The sequence below is a fragment of the Mycobacterium sp. TKK-01-0059 genome (assembly GCF_000709305.1).
Taxonomy (GTDB): domain Bacteria; phylum Actinomycetota; class Actinomycetes; order Mycobacteriales; family Mycobacteriaceae; genus Mycobacterium; species Mycobacterium intracellulare.
Genome location: NZ_KL446993.1, coordinates 3630418 through 3650501 on the forward strand (window position 1 = coordinate 3630418; position 20084 = coordinate 3650501).

21 protein-coding genes are annotated in these 20084 nt (G+C 66.0%); 11 read left to right on the forward strand and 10 right to left on the reverse strand.

Features of this window, described 5'->3' with window-relative positions; all coding sequences use genetic code 11:
- Positions 1-10: 10 nt before the first annotated feature.
- Positions 11-415, reverse strand: a complete 405-nt coding sequence (locus K883_RS17280) for a Zn-ribbon domain-containing OB-fold protein (protein ID WP_014711344.1) — start codon at positions 413-415, stop codon at positions 11-13.
- A 2-nt stretch (positions 416-417) separates the two neighbouring features.
- Positions 418-1560 carry an acetyl-CoA acetyltransferase gene (locus K883_RS17285; protein ID WP_008255442.1) on the reverse strand — a complete coding sequence of 381 codons (1143 nt, stop codon included), beginning with the start codon at positions 1558-1560 and terminating at the stop codon, positions 418-420.
- A gap of 35 nt (positions 1561-1595) precedes the next feature.
- Between K883_RS17285 and K883_RS17290 the strand changes: the two genes are divergently transcribed.
- Genes K883_RS17290 through K883_RS17305 form a run of 4 tightly spaced genes read left to right on the forward strand, consistent with a single transcriptional unit; the run spans position 1596 to position 5561 of the window.
- Positions 1596-2438, forward strand: a complete 843-nt coding sequence (locus K883_RS17290; protein WP_020822155.1) for an HpcH/HpaI aldolase family protein — start codon at positions 1596-1598, stop codon at positions 2436-2438.
- Between the two features lie 42 nt (positions 2439-2480).
- Complete coding sequence (locus tag K883_RS17295) at positions 2481-3596, forward strand: TauD/TfdA family dioxygenase (RefSeq protein WP_008255444.1); 1116 nt, start codon at positions 2481-2483, stop codon at positions 3594-3596.
- A gap of 16 nt (positions 3597-3612) precedes the next feature.
- A complete protein-coding gene (locus K883_RS17300) occupies positions 3613-4692 on the forward strand; it encodes a hydroxyacid dehydrogenase (RefSeq protein ID WP_008255445.1) in 1080 nt (359 codons plus the stop codon).
- Positions 4693-4733: 41 nt separating this feature from the next.
- Positions 4734-5561 carry an enoyl-CoA hydratase/isomerase family protein gene (locus K883_RS17305; RefSeq protein ID WP_020822156.1) on the forward strand — a complete coding sequence of 276 codons (828 nt, stop codon included), beginning with the start codon at positions 4734-4736 and terminating at the stop codon, positions 5559-5561.
- A 16-nt stretch (positions 5562-5577) separates the two neighbouring features.
- Here the strand turns inward: K883_RS17305 and K883_RS17310 are convergent, their stop codons facing one another.
- Positions 5578-6765: an amidohydrolase family protein gene (locus tag K883_RS17310; protein WP_020822157.1), complete on the reverse strand. Its 1188-nt coding sequence runs from the start codon at positions 6763-6765 to the stop codon at positions 5578-5580.
- Between the two features lie 300 nt (positions 6766-7065).
- Here K883_RS17310 and K883_RS17315 point away from each other — a divergent pair, with 300 nt between their 5' ends.
- A complete protein-coding gene (locus tag K883_RS17315; RefSeq protein WP_008255452.1) occupies positions 7066-7860 on the forward strand; it encodes a TetR/AcrR family transcriptional regulator in 795 nt (264 codons plus the stop codon).
- On the opposite strand, the gene K883_RS17320 is transcribed toward K883_RS17315, so the two are convergent.
- A complete protein-coding gene (locus K883_RS17320; RefSeq protein WP_020822159.1) occupies positions 7849-9009 on the reverse strand; it encodes an acyl-CoA dehydrogenase family protein in 1161 nt (386 codons plus the stop codon). The two genes, K883_RS17315 and K883_RS17320, sit on opposite strands and share 12 nt — an antisense overlap.
- A gap of 104 nt (positions 9010-9113) precedes the next feature.
- On the opposite strand from K883_RS17320, the gene K883_RS17325 reads away from it, so the two are divergent.
- Positions 9114-10133, forward strand: coding sequence for an acyl-CoA dehydrogenase family protein (locus tag K883_RS17325; protein ID WP_020822160.1), 1020 nt, complete (start codon positions 9114-9116; stop codon positions 10131-10133).
- On the opposite strand, the gene K883_RS17330 is transcribed toward K883_RS17325, so the two are convergent.
- Both K883_RS17330 and K883_RS17335 read right to left on the reverse strand, forming a co-directional pair.
- Positions 10112-10528, reverse strand: coding sequence for a PaaI family thioesterase (locus K883_RS17330; RefSeq protein ID WP_008255458.1), 417 nt, complete (start codon positions 10526-10528; stop codon positions 10112-10114). The two genes, K883_RS17325 and K883_RS17330, sit on opposite strands and share 22 nt — an antisense overlap.
- 43 nt (positions 10529-10571) lie before the next feature.
- Positions 10572-11480: an enoyl-CoA hydratase gene (locus tag K883_RS17335; protein ID WP_009956460.1), complete on the reverse strand. Its 909-nt coding sequence runs from the start codon at positions 11478-11480 to the stop codon at positions 10572-10574.
- 123 nt (positions 11481-11603) lie between these two features.
- Here K883_RS17335 and K883_RS17340 point away from each other — a divergent pair, with 123 nt between their 5' ends.
- From K883_RS17340 to K883_RS17350, 3 genes are all read left to right on the forward strand, one after another.
- Complete coding sequence (locus tag K883_RS17340; protein ID WP_014379760.1) at positions 11604-12689, forward strand: NAD(P)H-dependent amine dehydrogenase family protein; 1086 nt, start codon at positions 11604-11606, stop codon at positions 12687-12689.
- A 44-nt stretch (positions 12690-12733) separates the two neighbouring features.
- Entirely contained in the window at positions 12734-13345 is a 612-nt protein-coding gene (locus K883_RS17345; protein ID WP_020822161.1) for a nitroreductase family protein, read from the forward strand.
- A gap of 392 nt (positions 13346-13737) precedes the next feature.
- Positions 13738-14934 carry a cytochrome P450 gene (locus K883_RS17350; protein WP_020822162.1) on the forward strand — a complete coding sequence of 399 codons (1197 nt, stop codon included), beginning with the start codon at positions 13738-13740 and terminating at the stop codon, positions 14932-14934.
- Between the two features lie 10 nt (positions 14935-14944).
- Here K883_RS17350 and K883_RS17355 read toward each other — a convergent pair whose 3' ends face one another.
- A complete protein-coding gene (locus K883_RS17355) occupies positions 14945-15970 on the reverse strand; it encodes an Acg family FMN-binding oxidoreductase (protein WP_020822163.1) in 1026 nt (341 codons plus the stop codon).
- Positions 15971-16283: 313 nt separating this feature from the next.
- On the opposite strand from K883_RS17355, the gene K883_RS17360 reads away from it, so the two are divergent.
- Complete coding sequence (locus K883_RS17360) at positions 16284-17693, forward strand: WS/DGAT/MGAT family O-acyltransferase (protein ID WP_008255467.1); 1410 nt, start codon at positions 16284-16286, stop codon at positions 17691-17693.
- 26 nt (positions 17694-17719) lie between these two features.
- Here K883_RS17360 and K883_RS17365 read toward each other — a convergent pair whose 3' ends face one another.
- Positions 17720-18418: a helix-turn-helix transcriptional regulator gene (locus K883_RS17365; RefSeq protein WP_020822165.1), complete on the reverse strand. Its 699-nt coding sequence runs from the start codon at positions 18416-18418 to the stop codon at positions 17720-17722.
- A gap of 83 nt (positions 18419-18501) precedes the next feature.
- On the opposite strand from K883_RS17365, the gene K883_RS17370 reads away from it, so the two are divergent.
- Positions 18502-19269, forward strand: a complete 768-nt coding sequence (locus tag K883_RS17370) for a DUF2249 domain-containing protein (RefSeq protein WP_008255476.1) — start codon at positions 18502-18504, stop codon at positions 19267-19269.
- Positions 19270-19331: 62 nt separating this feature from the next.
- Here the strand turns inward: K883_RS17370 and K883_RS17375 are convergent, their stop codons facing one another.
- On the reverse strand, positions 19332-19523 hold the full coding sequence (locus tag K883_RS17375) for a ferredoxin (RefSeq protein ID WP_036455051.1): 192 nt from the start codon (positions 19521-19523) through the stop codon (positions 19332-19334).
- 57 nt (positions 19524-19580) lie between these two features.
- The gene (locus K883_RS17380; protein ID WP_036455052.1) at positions 19581-20054 is read right to left on the reverse strand and encodes a hemerythrin domain-containing protein; all 474 of its coding nucleotides are present in this window, start codon (positions 20052-20054) and stop codon (positions 19581-19583) included.
- Between the last annotated feature and the right edge of the window lie 30 nt (positions 20055-20084).

Consider the following 20084-nt stretch of genomic DNA (forward strand, 5'->3'; position numbering starts at 1 on the left):
GCCGCCGAACCTAGTCGGCAGCGGGACGGAAGACCGGGACGACGAATCCGTCTTCGTCGTCGCGGAAGGCGATCACCAATTGCATGTCGGCGCGCAAATCTTCGACGCGGCAATTCTCCACGACCGTCATCAGCCGCGGTCCCTCCTCGAGGTCGACCATCGCCAGCACGTACGGCGTGCGCGTGTCAAAAGGTGCGGCGTTGTGGTGGATAACGCTCCACGTGTAGAGCCGCGCGCGACCGGTTGCCGGCGCCAACTCGACGTCCTCAGCCCAACAATGCGGGCAGAACGGCCGGGCGTACAACGATTTGCGACCGCAGGACCGGCAGGCATTCACCAACAGCCGGCGGTCCTGCGTGGCTGACCACCACGCCTGACCGTCGGCGTCGATGGTGGGGCGATCAGGAGCCGTCATCGCTACCTCCCGAGAATCATTGTGGCGCTGTGGGTGAAAAAGCCCCCCATCGCGTGGACGCAGGCCAACCTGGCGTCGGCGACCTGACGCGCTCCGCATTCACCGCGCAACTGCCGCACCGCCTCCACCATGAGGAACATTCCTCGCATACCCGGGTGACACGACGCCAGGCCTCCGCCATCGGTGTTGGTCGGCAGCGACCCGCCCGGGCGAAGCGCTCCGGACTCTATGAAGGGGCCGCCTTCTCCCTTGGCGCAGAAGCCGAGGTCCTCCACGGTCAGCAGGACGGTGGACGTGAAGGAGTCGTAGAGCTGACACACATCGATGTCGGCCGGGCTGACCCCCGCCCGCGCGAACGCGGGTGGCCCCGAGCGCGCCGCCGGCGATGTCGTGAAATCGGGCCATTGGCCCATGCTGACGTGCGACGTCGCGTCCGCCGAGCCAAGAATCCACACCGGATCCTTCGCGCAATCTCTGGCGACGCGCTCGCTGGCGAGCACGACGGCGCCGCCACCGTCGGTGCGCAGGCACACATGCTTGGAGGTGAACGGCTCCGCCAGTAGCGGCGCGGCCGCGACGTCGGCAACGGTGATGCGGTCTCGCTCAAATGCGTTGTCGTTCATGGCCGCCCACTCGTGGGCCGCGACGGCGACTTCGGCCAGTTGGTCGACGGTGGTGCCGAATTGGATCATGTGCCGGCGGGCTGCCATGGCGTACTTGGCGATGAGGGTCGCGCCGTAGGGTGCCTCGTACTGCAGGGCACCGCCGGTTGCCATCACGGCAGCCGACGCGCGCAGCTGTCGCTTGACGTCGGAGCGTGCGGTCGACCCGTAGGTCAACAGAACGACCTCGATTTCGCCGGCCGCGATCGCGGCGGCGGCATGGCCGGCCATCACTTCCCAGGAGGATCCGCCGACATTGGTCGCATCGACCCAGGTAGGACGCAGACCGAGGTACTCGCTGACTTCCACGGGGGGAAGCAACGTTCCGTGCCCGCCGAAACCGTCGATGTCCTCCTTCGTGAGCCCCGCATCGGCGACCGCCCGCCGCGAGGACTGGGCCATCAGCGCCATGGCGGTCTTGTCGGGCACCCGGCCGCAGTCGGACAAGGCTGCGCCGACGATGGCGACGCGGTTCGATGACATAGCTCATGGTTATCACATCGACGTGGCGTCCGATAATGACCGTTGACAATATTGTGGAAACGTTATTCTCGGTCGGCTACCGTGAGCCTATGACGACGGCGCTGCGGGACGCCTTGCGGGCAGAGACGCTGGTGTTGTGCCTCGCGCTGCTCCACGCGCGCACGCCCGACGTTCCGGCGATCGCTGCGGCGTGTGGATACGACGCGGTGTACGTCGATCTCGAACACACATCGACGTCCCTGGATACCGCGCAGATGCTGTGCGCGAGCGCGCTCGGCGCGGGGATCTCCGGCCTGGTGCGGGTGCCGTCTAACGATCCCAGCGTCATCGCGCGCGTCCTGGACGGCGGCGCGGTGGGAGTTATTGTGCCGCATATAAATTCGAAGAAGGAGGCCGAACGAGTCGTGCAGGCCGCGCGATTTCCACCGATCGGCAACCGGTCCATTTCGGGTCCCAACGCGGTCAGCGGATACGCACCGCGAACAGCGCCCCAATTGGTGGAGCTGCTCGAACGGCGCACGGTCGTGGCCGTGATGATCGAGACCCCGGAAGCTGTCGAAGCAGCCGACTCCATCGCCGCCGTCGACGGCGTCGACATGATTCTCATCGGACCGAGCGATCTGACCGCCGAAATGGGCGTCCATGGACAGTATGAGAATGATCATTTCCACAGTGCAGTAGAATCGGTCGCGGCGGCTTGTCGTAGGCACGGCGTGGCGCTCGGTATTGCCGGAATAAAGTCGGTTGACCTGCTGAATCGATTCGTGGGACTGGGATTGCGATTCATCTCGGCGGGGACTGATGTCGGGATGATGACCGAGGCAGCCTCAGCCCGTGCGCAAGCGCTTCGCGGACTGCAGGGCCACCGCGACCACTGACAACGATCACCGAGAGTGACGCCCACACAACAGGAGGACCGGATGCCGACAGCCATCTACACCGAACGCGTCACCGACCCAATGGCGTGGACCGGCGCGGACTTCACGAGCAAGGAAGACTTCGCCTTCGACCTGTCCGCCCGCAATGTGGCTGCGCTGGAATCGATCCTGGCCAAGACGGCGAACAAGGACCGCGATGACATCACGCCAGAGGATGCTCGGCACCCCGACCTCGACGACGATCTGGCGCGGCTCTACCACGATCTGATGTTCGGCAAGGGCCTGGCCTGCGTGCGCGGCTTTCCGGTCGAGCAGCATTCGATTGAGGACCTCGAGCGCATCTACTGGGCGTTCTGCACGCACCTCGGCTATCTGGTGTCGAACAACTCCTTCGGTCACCGCATGGTGCGCGTTCAGGAAGAGATCCTGCCCGGCGGCGTGCAACCCGCTCGCGGCACGAAGTCTCGTGCCGAACTCGCGATGCACAACGACGCCGCCGACATCCTGTCGCTGCTGTGCGTCTACCCGGCGGCCCAGGGCGGCGAAAGCCAGTTCGCCAGCGGCCCGGCCGCGCACAATCGGATCCTGGCCGAACGCCCCGATCTGCTCGACGTGCTCTACGAGGGCTTTCCGCACCACCGACGTAGCGAACAACCCGATGACCAGCCCGATGTCACGCCCTACAACGTCCCGGTCTTCTCCCAGATCAACGGGCGAATCTGCATCAACTTCACCTACAGCAGCATCCTGCCGGCCATGAAGACGCTCGGGCGCGAATTCACCCCGAAGCAAGAAGAGGCCGTCGAGCTGCTGCGCAACATACTCGTCGACCAACAGGTCGAATTCCGTTTGGAGTCCGGGGAAGCGGCGGTGGCCAACAACTTCGCGATGTGCCACTCACGGTCGGACTTCGTCAGCAGCGACGACCCCAAGAAGGCCCGCTGCTTCCTGCGCGCCTGGATGGAGGTCCCGCGCGAAGATCGTCGGCTGCCGATCGGTCGCGAGTACTTCCACATGGAGAACAAGGATCTGCGGCTCGGATACGACGTGGTGCCCGGGCGCGACGGCGCGATCGCGCGCAACGACTACCGCAACGTCGACACGGCGCTGGCCGACATGTTCAAGGCGGCACAGGCCAAACCCAAGGCACGGCCATGAAAGGCGCACGACAAAGATGACCGGCGCGCCACGACCGCGGTTGGTCGTCGAGCGGTGGACTGACCCCGCCGCAGCGGACGTCCTGGAACTGTCCGGCATCGATATCGTCAAACTCGATCTGACCGCGCCCGCCGAATCAGGCTGGGCGGCATTGGAGTCCGCGCACGGCTATCAAGTCGCCACGCGAACCGATGTTGCCTCCGTGGCCGACGGCGCACAGTGGCTGGCCGGTGAGGCATTGATCGCGCGCTGCCCGTGCCTGCTGGCCGTCTGCTCGGCAGGAGCCGGATATGACGTCATCGATGTCGACGCGTGCACCCGCGCGGGGATAGCGGTGTGCAACAACTCTGGGCCGGGAGCGGAGGCGGTGGCCGAGCACGCCCTGGGATTCATGCTCGACCTCGCCAAGAAGATCACCGTCTCCGACCGCGCGCTACGGAGCGGTCCGCTTCGCGATCGGCTGGCCCTGCGGGGAACTCAACTGTTCGGCAAGACGCTCGGTGTCGTCGGGCTCGGTGCTATCGGGGGCCGCCTCGTCGAGTTGTGTGCGCCGTTCGGCATGGAGGTGCTGGTCTTCGATCCGTACCTCGACGAGACGACCGCGCGGTCTCGCGGTGTGCAGCAGGTGACGCTCGCCGAGCTCGTCGAACGTTCGGACTTCGTGCAGGTGACGTGCCCGCTGACGAGCGAGACGCGCGGGCTCATCGGCAGAACGCAATTCGCCGCGATGAAGCCGACCGCCTTCTTCATCACCACGGCGCGCGGGCCTGTTCATGACGAGGCGGCGCTGCTCGACGCGCTCGTCAGCGGCGGAATCGCCGGCGCGGGCCTCGATGTGTTCCACGAGGAGCCGCCCCGGCAGGACAACCCGCTGCTGCAACTCGACAACGTCGTTGCGACGCCGCACACCGCGGGCATCACGGTGGAGGCCGCGCGGGACATCGCCGTCGCCACCGCGACTCAGTGGCAGACGATCTTCGAAGGCCGCATGCCGCCTCGCTTGTTGAACCCGCAAGTCTGGCCTCGCTATTGCGAACGATTCCACGACATCCTTGGTGTTCACCCGACCGCGCGCGTCCCCGCGGCGGCGGAGTGAAAACGACTACCCCCCAACGAGTGTGAGAGAAGGACCGTGACTTGGCGACACACTACGACACGATCGAGGTCGAGGTCAGGGGCCATGCCGCCTGCGTGACCCTCAACCGTCCTGAGGTGCTCAACGCGATCAACGACGAGATGATCGCCGAACTTGCCGTGGCTTATGCGGAAATCGAACGCTCGCAAGATATCTGGACCGTGATCATCACGGGTGCCGGCCGTGCGTTGTGCGTCGGAGCCGACGTCAACAAAGCCGCCGACCATGACATGGAGAACGCGGCAGGCATCGACAACCAGGGCGAACCCATCCTCAGCTCGATGCGGCAGTGGGACGCCCCGCAGGAGGCGACACCGCCGTGGCTGCAGATGACCAAGCCGATCATCTGCGCGGTGAACGGCATCGCCTGTGGGGCGGGAATGGACCTGGTGACCACGGCGGACATCACCATCGCGTCCGAGCGCGCGACGTTGATGGACCCGCATGTCAGCATCGGCGTGACATCCGGGCGCGAGGGGGTCAGGCTGGCCCGTGTGCTCCCGCTGCCCGTGGCGATGCGGCTGATCCTGATGGGCAAACACGAAAAGCTCGACGCGCAGCGCGCTTATGACTTGGGCGTCTTCACCGAAGTGGTCCCGCACGATGAGCTCATGGCGCGCGCCTGGGAGATCGCCGACATCGTGAATTCGAATGCACCGCTGGCGGTGCGTGGTTCACGTATGGCCGTGCGCAAAGGTCTGACCATGCCCATCTACGAGGCGGAACTGCTCGCCGAGAATTACCGGATGAAGGTGGCGCTGACGAAGGATGCCATCGAGGGGCCGCGCGCCTTCCTCGAGAAGCGCCAGCCGCAGTGGAAGGCGCTGTAGGGCTCGACCGGCTGCGTTACACCATCCCGAAGAAGTTCTTTGCGTTGGTGGACAGCACCTTTCGCTTGGTGTCCTCGTCCAGGCCCTCCGTCGCCTTGTTTGCGACCTCGAGGCTCCGCGGCCAGTTCGTGTCGTTGTGCGGGTAATCGGTCTCGAACATGAGTTGGTCCGGCCCGACCAGATCCAGGATGCGGAACGCGACCGGATCGCCGAAGGTGGAGAACCACACTCGTCCGGGCACCTGGCTGCTCGGCGGTTCGGTCAAGAGGGGGTGGATGCCGCCCCACGCGCGCCGGTCCTCCCAGACCTCGTCGACACGCTGCAGGTAGTAGGGGATCCAGCCCGCTTGTGCCTCGGCAAACGCGAGCTTGAGGCCGGGGAACTGCATGAGCTTGCCGGAGAACAACCAGTCGACCATGGCGATGGTGCAGTTGACGGCCATCAGTGCGCTCGTCACGACATGCGGGGAGTCGGGGGAGGACTTGGTCAGCGAAGAACTCGATCCGATGTGGAGCATGATCCCCACCTGGTTTCGCTCGCACGCGGCGAAGAACGGGTCCCAATAGCCGCTGTGAATGGACGGCAGGTCAAGGCGAGAGGGCAGCTCGGAGAAGCACACCGCGCGCATCCCCCGGGCGGCCACCCTTTCGACCTCTTTCGAGGCGAGCTCGACGTCCCAGAGCGGGATGATGCCGAGCGGGATCAGCCGGCCGTTCGAGCTGCCACCCCACTCGTCGATCTGGAAGTCGTTGTAGGCCTCGACACAGAGCCTGGCGAGCTCCTTGTCCTTGCCGTACAGGAAGCGTTGGCCGCAAAAGCGTACGAGGGTGTTGGGAAAGCAGGCCGAGGCTTCGATGCCGGCAATGTCCATGTCCGCGAGCCGATCCGCGGGACGGTAGCAGCCGGGGCGCATCTCGTCATAGGTGATGGGGTCGGTGGTGAGTTCGTCGATTTCATAGCCGGCGGCCGCGCTGATGAGCGGGATCGGGATAACCGCGTCCTCGTAGTGCCAGATGTCCGCGTCGCGGCCCTCGTCGTCCTCGACGAAAGCCACATCGGACGTGACGGATGGATCCATGCGCCCGCGCGTGCGAACGATCCGCGGGCCGATGTCGCGATAGCGCTCGGGCAGCCGGCTGGTCCACAAATCGGCCGGCTCCACCAGATGGTCGTCCGGCGAGACGATGAGGATGTCTGCGCTCAACGCTGCACTCCTTCGAGAACGGCCCATGGCTTCAGTGAGTGGCACACGGATTCGGAAATGAGAATGACCGTTTCCACGGTACCGCATGAGGCGGCCCGGTGCGCCGGGGCACCTCTGCGCTGCCGTCGGACCAAGGTACCTCGGAGGCGTACCGGCGCTGGGAGAACCGCCCCACTGCGGGCCGCCGTCGAACCTTCGGGGCCGATGCCGGCAGTAATCACTTACCCGCAGTGAGAATCAACATGCACGTGTAGGTAGATCGCACATTTTCCGCGTCGGGCGGGTAGTCTTTTTCGCATTATGCCTACGAAGAAGCCCGCCGGCCCCGATCCCGAAACCGGCTTGGAATTGGTCGACAACAACGTCGAGCTGCACGGCTCGTGGCAGCAACGCACGATCGAGCGGCGTCTGAGTTCTGCCAGAGCGCGTGCTCTCGCGCGCAGTTCGCGGTTCCTGGCCACCGCGCTGGAATTGGTAGAGGAGTCGGGCAAGGCCGATTTCACGATCCAGACCCTCATCGACAGGTCGAATCTCAGCCTGCGAGCGTTCTACCAACACTTCGCGGGTAAAGAAGAACTGATGTTGGCGCTCTACGAGAACGTCACGAGCCAGTTCACCGAGGACATTCGCCACGAGGTCGCGGCCGCCGACGGTCCGATGGAGCAACTCGAGGCTTTCTGCCGGGGCGTTCTGTCCCGCGCGGAGTCGTCGGAAGCCGTCGGGGGCCGGGTCATGACGATCTACAACCTGAGCCTGGAGATCGAGCGGCCGGACGACTTCGCAAAGGTCTGGGAGCCGCACCTGAAGCTGCTGACCAAGATCCTCACGTCGTGTGCTCGGGCCGGACTGGTACGCACGGATCTGACCCCCGCGCAGCTGACCACGTTGCTGAACACCACGCTGACGGCGCTCGCTCAAATCGGCGTTTTTCATCTGGGCGGCAAGGGTTCCAAGCTGACGGAGGACCAGTTGTGGGCGTGGTGCAAACAGGCCGTCACGCCGCCCGCGTCGGACGTCAAAGCCAAGCCGGCGCGCAAGGCGCCGCGTGCCGCAGCCGGTGGTCGGGCCGGACGGCCGAAGAAACTAACGGGGTAGGCCGAGCCCGCGCTGGGCGATGATGCTGCGCTGGATCTCGCTGGTGCCCGCATAGATCGTCGTGCCCAACGAGAATCGCAGCGAGTGGTCAAACCGCCCGCGTTCGGGAGCGGTCGGCTCGAGGTAGCTGCGTAGACCGTCCGGGCCGACGAGTTCGAACACGTCCTGGCTGGCACGCTCGAGCGCCTCGGTGCTGAACACCTTGGACATTGACCCCTCGGCCACCGGTATGTCGCCCTGCTCGACCATCCACACGCACCGGCGCTGCAGCAGCATCGACACCTCAGCCTCCATCGCGACGCGGGCGAGCCGGCGCCGGACGTCAGGATTGGCGATCGGCAGTGAGCCGTCGCCGGACGCGCTGGAGGTTGCCCAATGCTCGGCATGGTGCAGCAGCCGGATCAGGTGGGGCCCCCATCCGGACGCGTGCTCGTCTTGCAGCGACAGGCTGAGCACCTGCCAGCCGCCATCGACTTCGCCGATGCGCCACTCGTCGCCGATCCGGACGTCGCTGTAGAAGGTGATGTTGGTGCGTTCCCCGGAAAGCGTCCATACGGCTTGTGCCGCAAAGCCATCAGAGTCGCCCGGCACCAGGAACATCGTCAGGCCTTTATGTTTCGGCTTGTCCGGGTTCGTGCGCGCAAGCAGGAACACGAAGTCGGCGAGGTGACCGTTGGTGGTGAACATCTTGGAGCCGTTGATCACCCACCCGTCGCCGTCGCGCACGACGCGGGTGGCGGCCGCCGCGACGTCCGACCCGCATTCGGGTTCGGTGAAGCCAAGCGCAATGGTGATGTCGCCGTTGATGGCTCCGGTGAGGATGCGGTCTTTCAAGAAGGGGGTGCCGATCTCACGGATGATCGCTGCCACCATCCTGGTTGTCTCGGAGAGGTACACCGGCGCGTCATACCGCATCAGTTCCTCTTTGACGACCTGATCGTCCCATGCGTTGCGACCCTGTCCGCCGAACTCGACGGGCCAGGCCGGAGCGAAATAGCCCTTGTCGACGAGACTTTTGGCGAACTCGTCGTCGTGTGCGACCCCGCTGCGGTAGATGCGTTCCTCGAATTCGGGGGTCAACACGTCGTGCAAGTGGGCACGGAGTCCGTCGCGGTAGGTCTCGGTCTCCGTATCGAGCTGAAAGTGCATGTATGCACGCCAATCTGTCGTGGCACGCGGCCCAGGACGGTACGCATGGCAATGTTAATCTCAATTTTGAGAGTAACCATATCCGCACGTGACGGGGCAATAACGTGGACCTGAGCCTGACGGGCGAACAGAGACAGTTGGTGGATTCGTTCGCCGCGCTGTTTGCGCGCGAGTCGACATCCGAACGAGTCCGGGCGGCCGAGCCGTTGGGCTTCGACCTCAAGCTGTGGAAGGCCCTGCTGGAGACGGGGGCGGTGGAGATGGCGGTCGACGAGGCGGCCGGCGGATGGGGCGCGCCCGAACTGGAACTCGCGTTGATCGCCGAACAGTTCGGACGCGCGGTCGCGTCCGCTCCCGTCATCGAAGCGCAGGTTGCCGCGCGGCTGCTGGCGGCGTCCGGCGAGGCCGGTACCGGGCTTTTGAATGAGGTCCTCGCCGGTGAGCAGCTGGTCACGTTCGCGCCTCGCACCGGTCGCGGTGGGCGGTTGGGGTTGGTGCCCGGCGGGGCGGTGGCAGACCACGTCATCGCGCTGGCCCAGGGGCGGCTGCTGGTGGTGCCGATCGGCGAGAACCGCACCATAGTGGAAAACCTTGGGTCAATGCCGCTGGCGGACATCATGATTGACGATGGTCCCGTCGTCCTTGCGGATGGACCGCGGGCGCGCGGCCTATTCGATGGCGCCGTTGACCTGTGGCTCGCGCTGACCGCCGCGGCTTTGGCGGGCGCGGCCCAGAGGGCCGTGGAGATCGGCGTCGACTACGCCCAGCAACGTCATGCCTTCGGAACCGCGATCGGCTCGTTCCAGGCGGTGTCTCACCCGCTGGCCGACAGCGCCACCGCCGCCGATGGGGCGCGGCTGCTCGGGCTCAAAGCCGCGTGCGCATTCGCCGACGAGCCGGATTGCGTTCGCGAACTGGCTGCGATGGCGTTCGCATTCGCCTATGAGACGGCGCGCGACGCCACGCGGCGCAGCTTGCACATTCAGGGCGGATACGGGTTCGGCATGGAGGGCGACATCCAGCTTTACTATCGCCGGGTTCGGGGATGGGCAATGGTTTTCGGCGAACCCGCGGTCGCATTGGACCGGGTGGCCGATGCGCGCTATGGCGCCGCCGCGGAGTGACCAGAATCGCGACGCGCAAGGATCGCGAAGCTCAGCGTCGCACGCGCCGCGAGTCGGTCGCGGCCAACGTCGAAGACGTCGACGGCAACAACGATCATCCGTTTTCCCGCGCGCACCAACGTGGCGACCGCACGCGCGGGGCCATCGACGATCGGTGCCAGGAAATGGATGGACATGTCCGCGGTTCCCGCGCCGTCGCCGTCGCCGGCATATTTGACCGCAAGGCGCCCTGCGGCGACATCGATGAGAGTGGCTACCAGCCCACCCTGCAGCGCGCCGCGAATGTTCCTCAGGTCTCCTCGGTTGTGCAGGTCAACGACGACCGAGTCATCGGTGTCGACGACGTCGTAGAACGGCAGCTGGGCGAAAAGATGTCCCGGAACGGTGACGTCCATAGGGCGTGGCGCCGCGGGCGAGTTATTGGTCACCGGCACAACGTTAGACGCTGGACCGGACCTGATCTTTCACGGCCAAGACAACCGGGGGAGCGCTCCGCCAGTTCGGCACCCCTTGCGCCTCGCCGGCGGTGGGGAGCTTGTCCTCCCGGATCTGGGCCCAGTGCGAGTGATTCAATTGGTGCAACGCGAAACACGACTGCAGCGCGTTGTAAAAACCCATGTTGTCGACTGATTGGTTTACCGACTCTTTGATGAGCAGGGCCGCCATCGTGGGCACCTCCGCGATGCGTCGCGCCAACTCGAGAGTGCGCTCGGCCAGTTCGTCGCGCCGGAAGATCTTGCTCACCATTCCGAGCCGGTAGGCCTCTTCGATCCCGATCGCGTCACCGGTGAGCATGAGCTCCTTCGTGCGCCGCGGTCCGAATTCCCAGGGATGGCCGAAGTATTCCATGCCGCACATGCCCAGCCGCGTGCCTACCACATCGGCGAAGCGCACCTCTTCGCTGCCCACGATGAGGTCACAGGCCCAGATCAGCATGAGTCCCGCCGAGAACACGTCGCCGTGCACCTGGGCGATGGTGATCTTTCGTAGGTTGCGCCAGCGCAGGTTGTTTTGAAAGAAATAGTGCCATTCCTGCAGCATGGTCCGCTCCGCTCCATCGCGCGTACCGCCGTTGATGGTCACGGTGGGGTGCTGGCCGGGCCCGGGGCCGAACTCGGCACGCGCCTGCTTGGAGCCGATATCGTGGCCCGACGAAAACATCGGGCCCTCGCCGGCCAAGACGACGACGCGGACGTTGTCATCGGATTCGGCGCGGGCAAACGCCTCGTCGAGTTCGACCAGCATGCCGCGGTTTTGGGCGTTGCGCTGGTCGGGGCGGTTCAGCGAGATCCGGACGATCATGCCGTCGTCGAAGGTCTCCCACTTCAAGAATTCGTAATCGCTCACCGTTCGCCCCTTCTTCCCGCATCCGGTAATGGTGTTATCTCAATATGAGAAGATATGTTCTCACAGGTCGGCGGGCGACGATCGGAAGGGGTGCCGATGGCGGACGGTCGAGGTAAGCCACGAGTGATCCTGTGGGGTCCTGGTCAGGTCGGCATCGGCGCGTTGCGTGCCCTGATCGCCCATCCCGGCCTGGAGCTGGCCGGCGTCGTGGTGCACGCGGAAGCCAAGGACGGCAAGGACGCCGGCGACCTGTGCGGGATGCCCGCGACCGGCGTCATCGCCACGCGGGACATCGGTGCCGCACTATCGGTGGACGCCGACGTGGTGGCGTACTTCGCGTCGGGTGACTATCGCTACCACGACGCGGCGGTGGACATCGCGCGCTGCCTGCGCGCTGGCAAGCACGTGGTGTGTACCTCGTTGGTGCCCATGTGTTATCCGCCCGCTGCCGACCAGGAAACCGTCGAACTGCTCGAGGCGGCCTGCGCGGAGGGCGGCACCAGCTTTTTCAACAGCGGTGTCGATCCGGGGTGGGCGAACGATGTGATCGCGCTGACGATGACGGGCTTCAGCAGCCGTGTCGACGGCATCACCATGCTCGAGATGCTCGATTACGGCCCGATCCGTCAACCCGACATCATGTTCGACTTCATGGGGTTTGGGCATACCCCCGACCATCCGGCGCCGCTCTTCGACCCCGACCGCCTCGCCGCGTTGTGGGGACCCACCGTGCATCTGGTCGCGGATGGTGTTGGCCTGCCACTCGATCGCGTTGAGACGACGATCGAGAAATGGTTGGCGACAGAGCGTTACGAAGTGGCGTCGGGGTGGATCGAACCGGGAACCATGGGAGGAATGCGATTCAAGCTCGCCGGAATGGTCGGCGGAGAGGAACGCGTTGTGCTGGAACACATCACCCGAATGGGCGACGGTGCCGCACCGGATTGGCCGCGGCATCCATCACCGCTCGGTGGCTACCGGGTCATCGTGGACGGCCTGCCCACCTACACCGTCGACATCGAGATGCACGGCCGCGGGGACAACATGCGCGGCCTGACCTACGCGACGGTCATGCGCGAACTCAATGCCATCCCCGCGGTGATGGCCGCACCAGTTGGTTTGCTGTCCACCCTCGATCTGCCGTTGGTCACCGGCCCCGTGCGCGGCGGAACCTGGCGGGGCGTGCTGCCCGCAAAGGCGAAGCTGTGAGCGAACAACCGGTCCCGCCCGCATCGGTGGACCTATGGGAGGTCATGCGGACCGCGTCGGCGGTGCGGCGCTATCGCGACGAACCCGTCTCCGACGAGGTCATCGACGCTTGTCTGCGCGCGGCGAGTTGGGCTCCGTCCGGCGGCAACCAGCAGCCGTGGAAGTTTGTGGTGCTGAGATCGAGCGCTCTGCGCGACGTGGTCACGGCGGCGGCGCACAAGACATGGGACGTCATGACCGAGTTCTATCGGCTTTCGATGCCCGAGGACGAGGCTGACGACCCCAAGTCGCGCGTGCTGCGCGCGATGGCTGAGCACATGAGCGTCGGTGGCGCGGCGCCCGTGCTGGTGCTGTTCTGTGTCCAGCCGCAGCGGGGAACCACCGAACTACAGCAGGGAGGGTCGATCTTTCCCGCCGTCCAGAACTTCCTGCTGGCGGCCCGCGCGCAAGGCCTGGGCGCGGCGATCACCCTGTGGCACGGGTCCTGCGAGGATCAGCTGCGGTCCATGGTCGCAATCCCTGACGACTGGAAGATCGCGACCTTGCTCACGGTGGGCTGGCCCAAGGGCGGGCACCACGCGGTGCGGCGCAAACCTCTTGAAGAGGTGGCGGCGATCGATCGTTGGGATCAATCCTGGAGCAAGAGGATGGCGTAAGGGACCCAGCGGTCGAAATCGTGCTGCTTCAATAGCATTCCTGTCGCCAATGTGCGGGCGGCCGCGTGGTCTGACGCGCCTCACCCGGTCGACGGGACGGGAGATGAGCCGCCCCACCTGCTGCTCAGCGGGGGGGGGGGGGTGAGTGAGCACGGCTGGCGTTACATTTGCCTGTGCTAGTGTAACTGCGTTGTCGCAACGGGCCGACGGGAAACTGATGACCGCTGAGCAAGTCATGCCTGCGGAGATCGCCGCAGGGACCCGCACCGACGTCGGCGAAGTCATGAGCACTTCGCTTACGCCGCGACATTCGACATCGAAATCGTGCAGCCCGGCGCCGACGGCGTCGGCCCCATTCAGCTGAACAGCCCTGCAGCCCCGATGGAGTTCTGATGACCGTGCCCACCGCCCCCACCGAATCCGACCTGTACTACGACCCCTACAACATCGACCTCAACATGAACCCCTATCCGGTGTTCGCCCGGATTCGGGAAGAGGCCCCGCTGTACTACAACGAACAGCACGACTTCTACGCGCTGAGCCGCTACGACGACGTCAACAAGGCGGTTATCGACCACGAGACGTTCATCTCCGGGCGCGGAGCCCTGCTCGAGATCATCAAGTCGGGCATGGAAATACCGCCGGGCACACTGATTTTCGAGGATCCGCCGATCCACAACATTCACCGCAACCTGCTGTCGCGGGTGTTCACTCCGCGCAAGGTGCTCGCACTCGAGCCGCAGATCCGCGAGTTCACCGCGCGGTGCCTGGATCCGCTGGTCGGGTCGGGTCGGTTCGACTTCGTCAACGACCTCGGCGAGCAGATGCCCATGCGCGTCATCGGCATGCTGCTGGGGCTCCCGGAAGACCGGCAGCGGCAGATCACCGACCACGGCGAGGAGACCCTGCAGGGGAAGACCGTCGACGCGCTGGCTACCGGCGAGGTGTTCGCGGAGTTCGTCGACTGGCGCGCCGAACACCCGTCCGACGACATCATGACCGACCTTCTCAACGCCGAGTTCGAGGACGAGACCGGCACGGTGCGCAAGCTGCGCCGCGACGAGCTGTTGATGTACTTGACGGTCATCGCCACGGCCGGTTCCGAGACCACCACCCGTCTGATCGGCTGGGCCGGTAAGACGCTGGCCGACTACCCGGATCAGCGCCGTGATCTGGTGGAGAACCCGGGACTGATTCCTCAGGCGATCGAGGAGATTCTGCGATGGGAGCCGCCGGCGCTCCAGATCGCCCGCTACGTCACCCGCGATGTCGAGTACTACGGCCAGACTGTGCCGGAGGGTTCGGCGATGCTGATGCTCGTCGGCGCGGCCAACCGCGACCACCGCCGGTTCCCGCCGGACGGTGACGTCTTCGACATCTACCGGGAAGAGCGTTCGCACATGACCTTTGGCGCGGGCACGCATTTCTGCATGGGCAACGCGCTGGCCCGCCTGGAGGGTCGGATTGCGTTGGAGGAGATCCTCAAGCGTTTCCCGGCGTGGGAGGTCGACTGGGCCAACGCGGTGCCCTCGGAGACCGCCGCGGTCCGCGGCTGGGCCGCCATGCCCACGTTGGTGTCCCGGTCATAGCGAACGTCGGCTACGGGCCCGCCCACTCCACGACGTCGGAGAGCGCGCGCCGCGGCGTGGGCGGCAAGGCGGCCGCGCTGTCCGCGGCCCAGCCCACCCGCAGCAGCATCTGCGGATAGCCCTGCGCGCCCCACACGTCGTCGCGGACGGCGTCGCGTGTTTCCGGGATTTCCAGGGGCTCGGTGATCGGGCAAGACGCCAGTCCCATCACCGTCGCCGTCAACAGCAGCGCGCTGGTGGCCTCGCCGGCGCGGAGTTGAGCCAGGCGGTCCTCGGCTTCGCTGCCGAGCACCAGAATGATGGCATTGTCCTGCGCGGGTGAGGTGCCGGGCGGCTGCGCGAGCCCCGGTCCGGCGAAGATGCGGCCGGGGATCGGTGCGCCGCAATCGTGTTCGGGGATGTTGCGGGCCGGCACCCCGGCCCGCGACCCGTATCGACCGCTCCATCGGGCGAGCTCGACAAGGTAATCGCGGTCGGTCGCGTGGGCCAGCGCGGCTCGCTTGACGATGTCGTGCAGCCTTTCCCGCGCGTCGACGACGCGCAGCGTCACTCCCATCTGAGCGGCCACGGCCGCCATCGCGGCGATTTCAGTTGCCGCCACCGGGCGCGCGCTGTAGGTCCGCCGATCCGTTCGGCGCCGCGGGATTGCCTCCGCCAGGACGGTCTCGGCGCGATCGGGGGAGTGCGGGGATACCTCGATGGCGGCAAGGTGGCCGGGATCGGCTGGATCGGGTAGGCGGTGCACGTCGGCGCGCCAACCCATCGCCGCCAATGCGACGGCGCAATGGTGAAGCGCTGCACCGCAACTCAAGATCAGATCCCGGCCGTCTGGGTCGGTGCTGGGTAATTGCATGCCCGGATCGGTGTAGAGGTGCAGGCTCGTGCGGTCCACGCGCCACCGCCACGGCTGCGTGTTGTCGATGGAAGGGGCCCGCGTGGCCAGCGTGAGGACCGCCTCGATGTCCCGAGCGTCGGGGAAAGGCCGAAGGGCTCCGCCGCTGTGCCGATGATCTTGCTTTGTGACCGTGTCCAACACGACTGCCTCCGGGTTTTCGGCGACCGATCCCTCTTGCGTCCAGGGATATATAAATGAATAATATCCTCTAAATAGGCAGTGGGCAACCAGGCGAAGGGATGCTCGGCGCAGATGGTCCCCGAGACGGCAACAACGTCCGAGCGAAGGGCGCTGAGTGTTAATGCACGGCGCCAAAACATCTTTGGCCCGCAGGCCGCCGCCTATTCGGGGTGTTACCGCCTCGGCTTGGGACTTTTGGCCCTGCCGCCGCGGCCGCGCCGGGAAGAGAATGGTGTTAACGACTAGTTGCAGATAAAGTTGGGAGGTGGCGGCCGTGGATCAACTGACAACCCTTGACGCCGGCTTTCTGAAGGCGGAAGACGCCGACCGGCACGTGAGTTTGGCGATCGGCGGTCTGGCGGTCATCGAGGGACCGATCCCGGAGCGTGATGCGCTGATGGCGACCCTCGCCGAGCGGATTCGCTTGTGCCCGCGGTTCGGACAGCGCCTGCGAACGCGCCCCTTCGACCTCGGTGCACCCGTGTGGGTGGACGATCCGGACTTCGATCTCGGCCGTCACGTGCGGCACATCGCCCTACCGCGACCGGGCAACGACCGAGAGTTGTACCAGTTGGCCGCCGACGTGATCTCCCGCCGCCTCGACCGGGATCGCCCGCTGTGGGAAATCTGGCTCATCGAGGGCCTCAGCGACAACCGGTGGGCGATGCTCACCAAGATCCACCACTGCATGGCCGACGGCATCGCCGCTACCCACATGCTTGCCGGCCTATGCGATGACGGCATCGGCGAGAGCTTCGCAAGCCATATCCATGCCGCCAAAGGATCTGAACGACAAGGAGTCTCATCCGGTCGACCGGCAATCAATCCGTGGAAAATCCTCGGCGGGCTGTGGAACACCTCGGTCGCGATCACGGCCGCCACCGCCCGCACCGCGTTGGGCGCCGCGGAGATTACCGCCGGTTTATTGCGTCCCACGACGACGTCGCTGAACGGGCCGATAACCACGTTGCGCCGCTACGGCGTCGCGCGGGTTCCCCTGGCCGACATCGCGCAGGTGTGCCAAACCTTCGATGTCACCATCAATGACGTTGCGCTGGCCGCCATTACGGAGAGTTACCGCAACATCCTCGTTCAGCGGGGTGAAGCACCGTTGCCGGACGCGCTGCGGGCGCTGGTGCCGGTGTCGATGCGATCGGTCGATGCGTTGGACAGGACGGACAACCGCGTGTCGGTGATGCTGCCGTACCTGCCGGTCGACGAGGAACACCCGATAGAGCGGCTGCGGACCGTCCATTCTCGCTTGGGCCGCACCAAGTCTCACGGGCAGAGCCAGGCAGGCCACGCATTCGTGTCGATGGCCAACCGCATTCCCTTTCCGCTGACGGCGTGGGCGGTCCGGTTGTTGACCCAGCTGCCGCAGCGCGGTGTCACCACCTTGGCGACGAATGTCCCCGGGCCGCGCCGGCCGCTGCGGCTCATGGGCCGACGGGTGCTCAGCGTGTTCCCCGTCCCGCCGATCGCCATGCAATTGCGGACCGGGGTCGCGATGCTGAGCTATGCCGAGGACCTGTTCTTCGGGGTCCTGGCCGACTATGAGGCCGTCGCCGACATCGATGCGCTGGCCCGCGGGATCGAGCTGGCCGTGGCACGGCTGGTCGCGATCAGCAAGCAACGCAAACGAACACGCGGTCGCCGGGGGCTATCGCTGGTGGTCAACGTCTAGCCATCACCGCGGACGGAAAGACGCGGTCAGTCATGATGCAGCACAACGGGTTCGGGCAAGAACAGTCGGCAGGCACCGGGTTCGGCGAACGGAATGAGGTCCAGGCCCGGTGTGTCGGTGACGCCGAGCCGCTCCAGCATTCCCTCGACGATCCCGAGGTGGACCTGACAGACGATGGCCGGGTAGCGACGGGCGGCGTCCAGCAGCGGGCAGCGGCGCAGGGCGATGCCTCGGTGTGCGCCCGCTACGTCGGGCGCGAAACCGAGGCGGGCCAGCGCCTCGAGCACGGACCGCCGCGCATCGCCGCCGGCGTGGCTGCGCTCGTCGAGGAGTTCGCGTCCCCACTCGACGCCTGCGGCGCGCGCGTCGCGCTCGGGCTGCGCGCTGGTGCGAGCCAGCTGTCCGGCCAGCGCGGTCGCCAAACCCGCGTAGTCCCGCATCGCCACCGCGGGGTCGGCGGCCGAAGCCCGATACAGCGTTGCCGGACGCCCGCGCCCGGGTGTCCTGGCGGTGGATCGCTCGACGAGCCCGAGCTCGACGACGGCGTCCAGATGCTCGCGAACGGTGTTGGCGTGCAGGTCAAGAGCCGCTGCCACGTCGATGACCCGGACGGGGGAGTGCGCGCGCACGTGGTCGAGCACCCGCAGCCGCTGCCCGGACAGCGCGACGGGCGCCTCAAGCACCGGCGTCGGTCGGGGGCCCAGGACGACCGGCTCTTTTTTCACGGAATTTATTGTAGTAAATTATTGGACGTCGCACACTGCAATGAGCTCAGCGTGGCGATCGGGCTCGACGAAAGGAACCGAACATGCCGGCCAACGATGTGATCGTGGCGTCCACAGCTGCCGATGCCGGCGCGGTCGAAGCCATCACGAACCACCACGCGCAGCTGGCCGGGCAGCTCGCGGTGCTCACCGACGCGATGGTCACGGCGGTCGAGCGCGGCGCGGACTTCGAGCCGGCGCGTGCCGCGGCCCTGGTCTTCCTGGCCGGTGAATTGCTGCCGCACGCGGCCGCCGAGGAGGACCGCCTGTACCCGGCCGCCACGCGCACCCCGCGGGCGCGGCCCCTGATCGAATCGATGATCGCGGCGCACCGCATCATCGGCTCCCTCGTCGACGGCATCCGCACGGAACCGCCGGTGCGCGCGGCCGGTTCCGCCCAAGCCCTGCGGGTGCTGTTCGACGCACACCTGGTCGACGAGAACGAGCGGATCCTGCCGATCGTCGCCGCCGACCCGGATGTCTCCCTGGTGGAGGTGACCGAGGGCATGCACGAACTCCTCGGCCGCACGCATGCCGTCAACGGCGCGGAGCCATCGCACAATTGCGGCTGCGGCGAAACCGATTCCGATGATCCCGTGCTCGACGTCCGTGAGGTGCCGCATTCGATCCGGCACGCGACGGTGTTCGGCGCGTTCGACGCGGTTCCGGCTGGTGGTGCCCTGGTGCTGGTGGCTCCCCATGACCCGATTCCGCTGCTGCGCCAGCTCGACCACCGCGTCTCGGGCCGACTCGAGATCCGCTACGAGCAGCGCGGTCCGGAGGCGTGGCGGTTGCGGCTGATCAAGCGATGAGGGTCGGTACGGCCCAGGCCTAGCCCGGAAACCGTTTGCTGTCAGGGTGATTCGCCGAGCATCTAGTCTTCGCGCGAGAGCGCCGCGCGCGGGCACGCGGCGACGGCCTGCTCGGCGAGCGCTTCCTGCTCTGGGGGAACCGGGTCGGTGCGGACCACGGCGTACTCGTCATCGTCGAGCTCGAACACGTCGGGCGCGATGTTCACGCAGAAGGCGTTGCCCTCGCAGCGATCACGGTCCACTACGACGCGCATTGAGAATCCTCCTTCGATACCCCGGCCGGTTGCGCTCTAGGCCAGGAGACTAACGCCTCACGCGTTGGCCTGCTGGCACATCCACCCCTGCGGGGTGTGTCCGGTCTCGATGAACCGGGTCAGCTCCGCGCTTGTTTGTGGCGGCAGGCCGGTATCGGCGTTCGGATAGATGACCGGCTCCTCCTTGGAGTTGTGCTGGTGAAGCTGATCCAGCAGCTGCGTGCACGTATCCCTCAGGCGCTGAAAGTCGTTCCCGTCGGCGAGCAGCTTCTCCAGCGCGGCCATGGTGTGCCAGAGCTCACCGTGCTCGCGCATCATCACAAAGATCGGCATCACGATCCCGGCCTCCCGCAGCGGAGGGAACAGGATGACCTCCTCGAGGTAGATGTGCCGACGCAGCGCTTCCAGCGTGTCGGTCAGTAGTTCGCCCTGCATGCTGCCACCGTCCAGCTTTTCGCTGAAAGCCAATATCGCGTGATCGATTTCGCGGTGTTCTCGTGTCAGCTCGGCAGATACCGTCATACTGGTCATCCGTATCTCCTCCGCGTCAGGGTCAGGTGC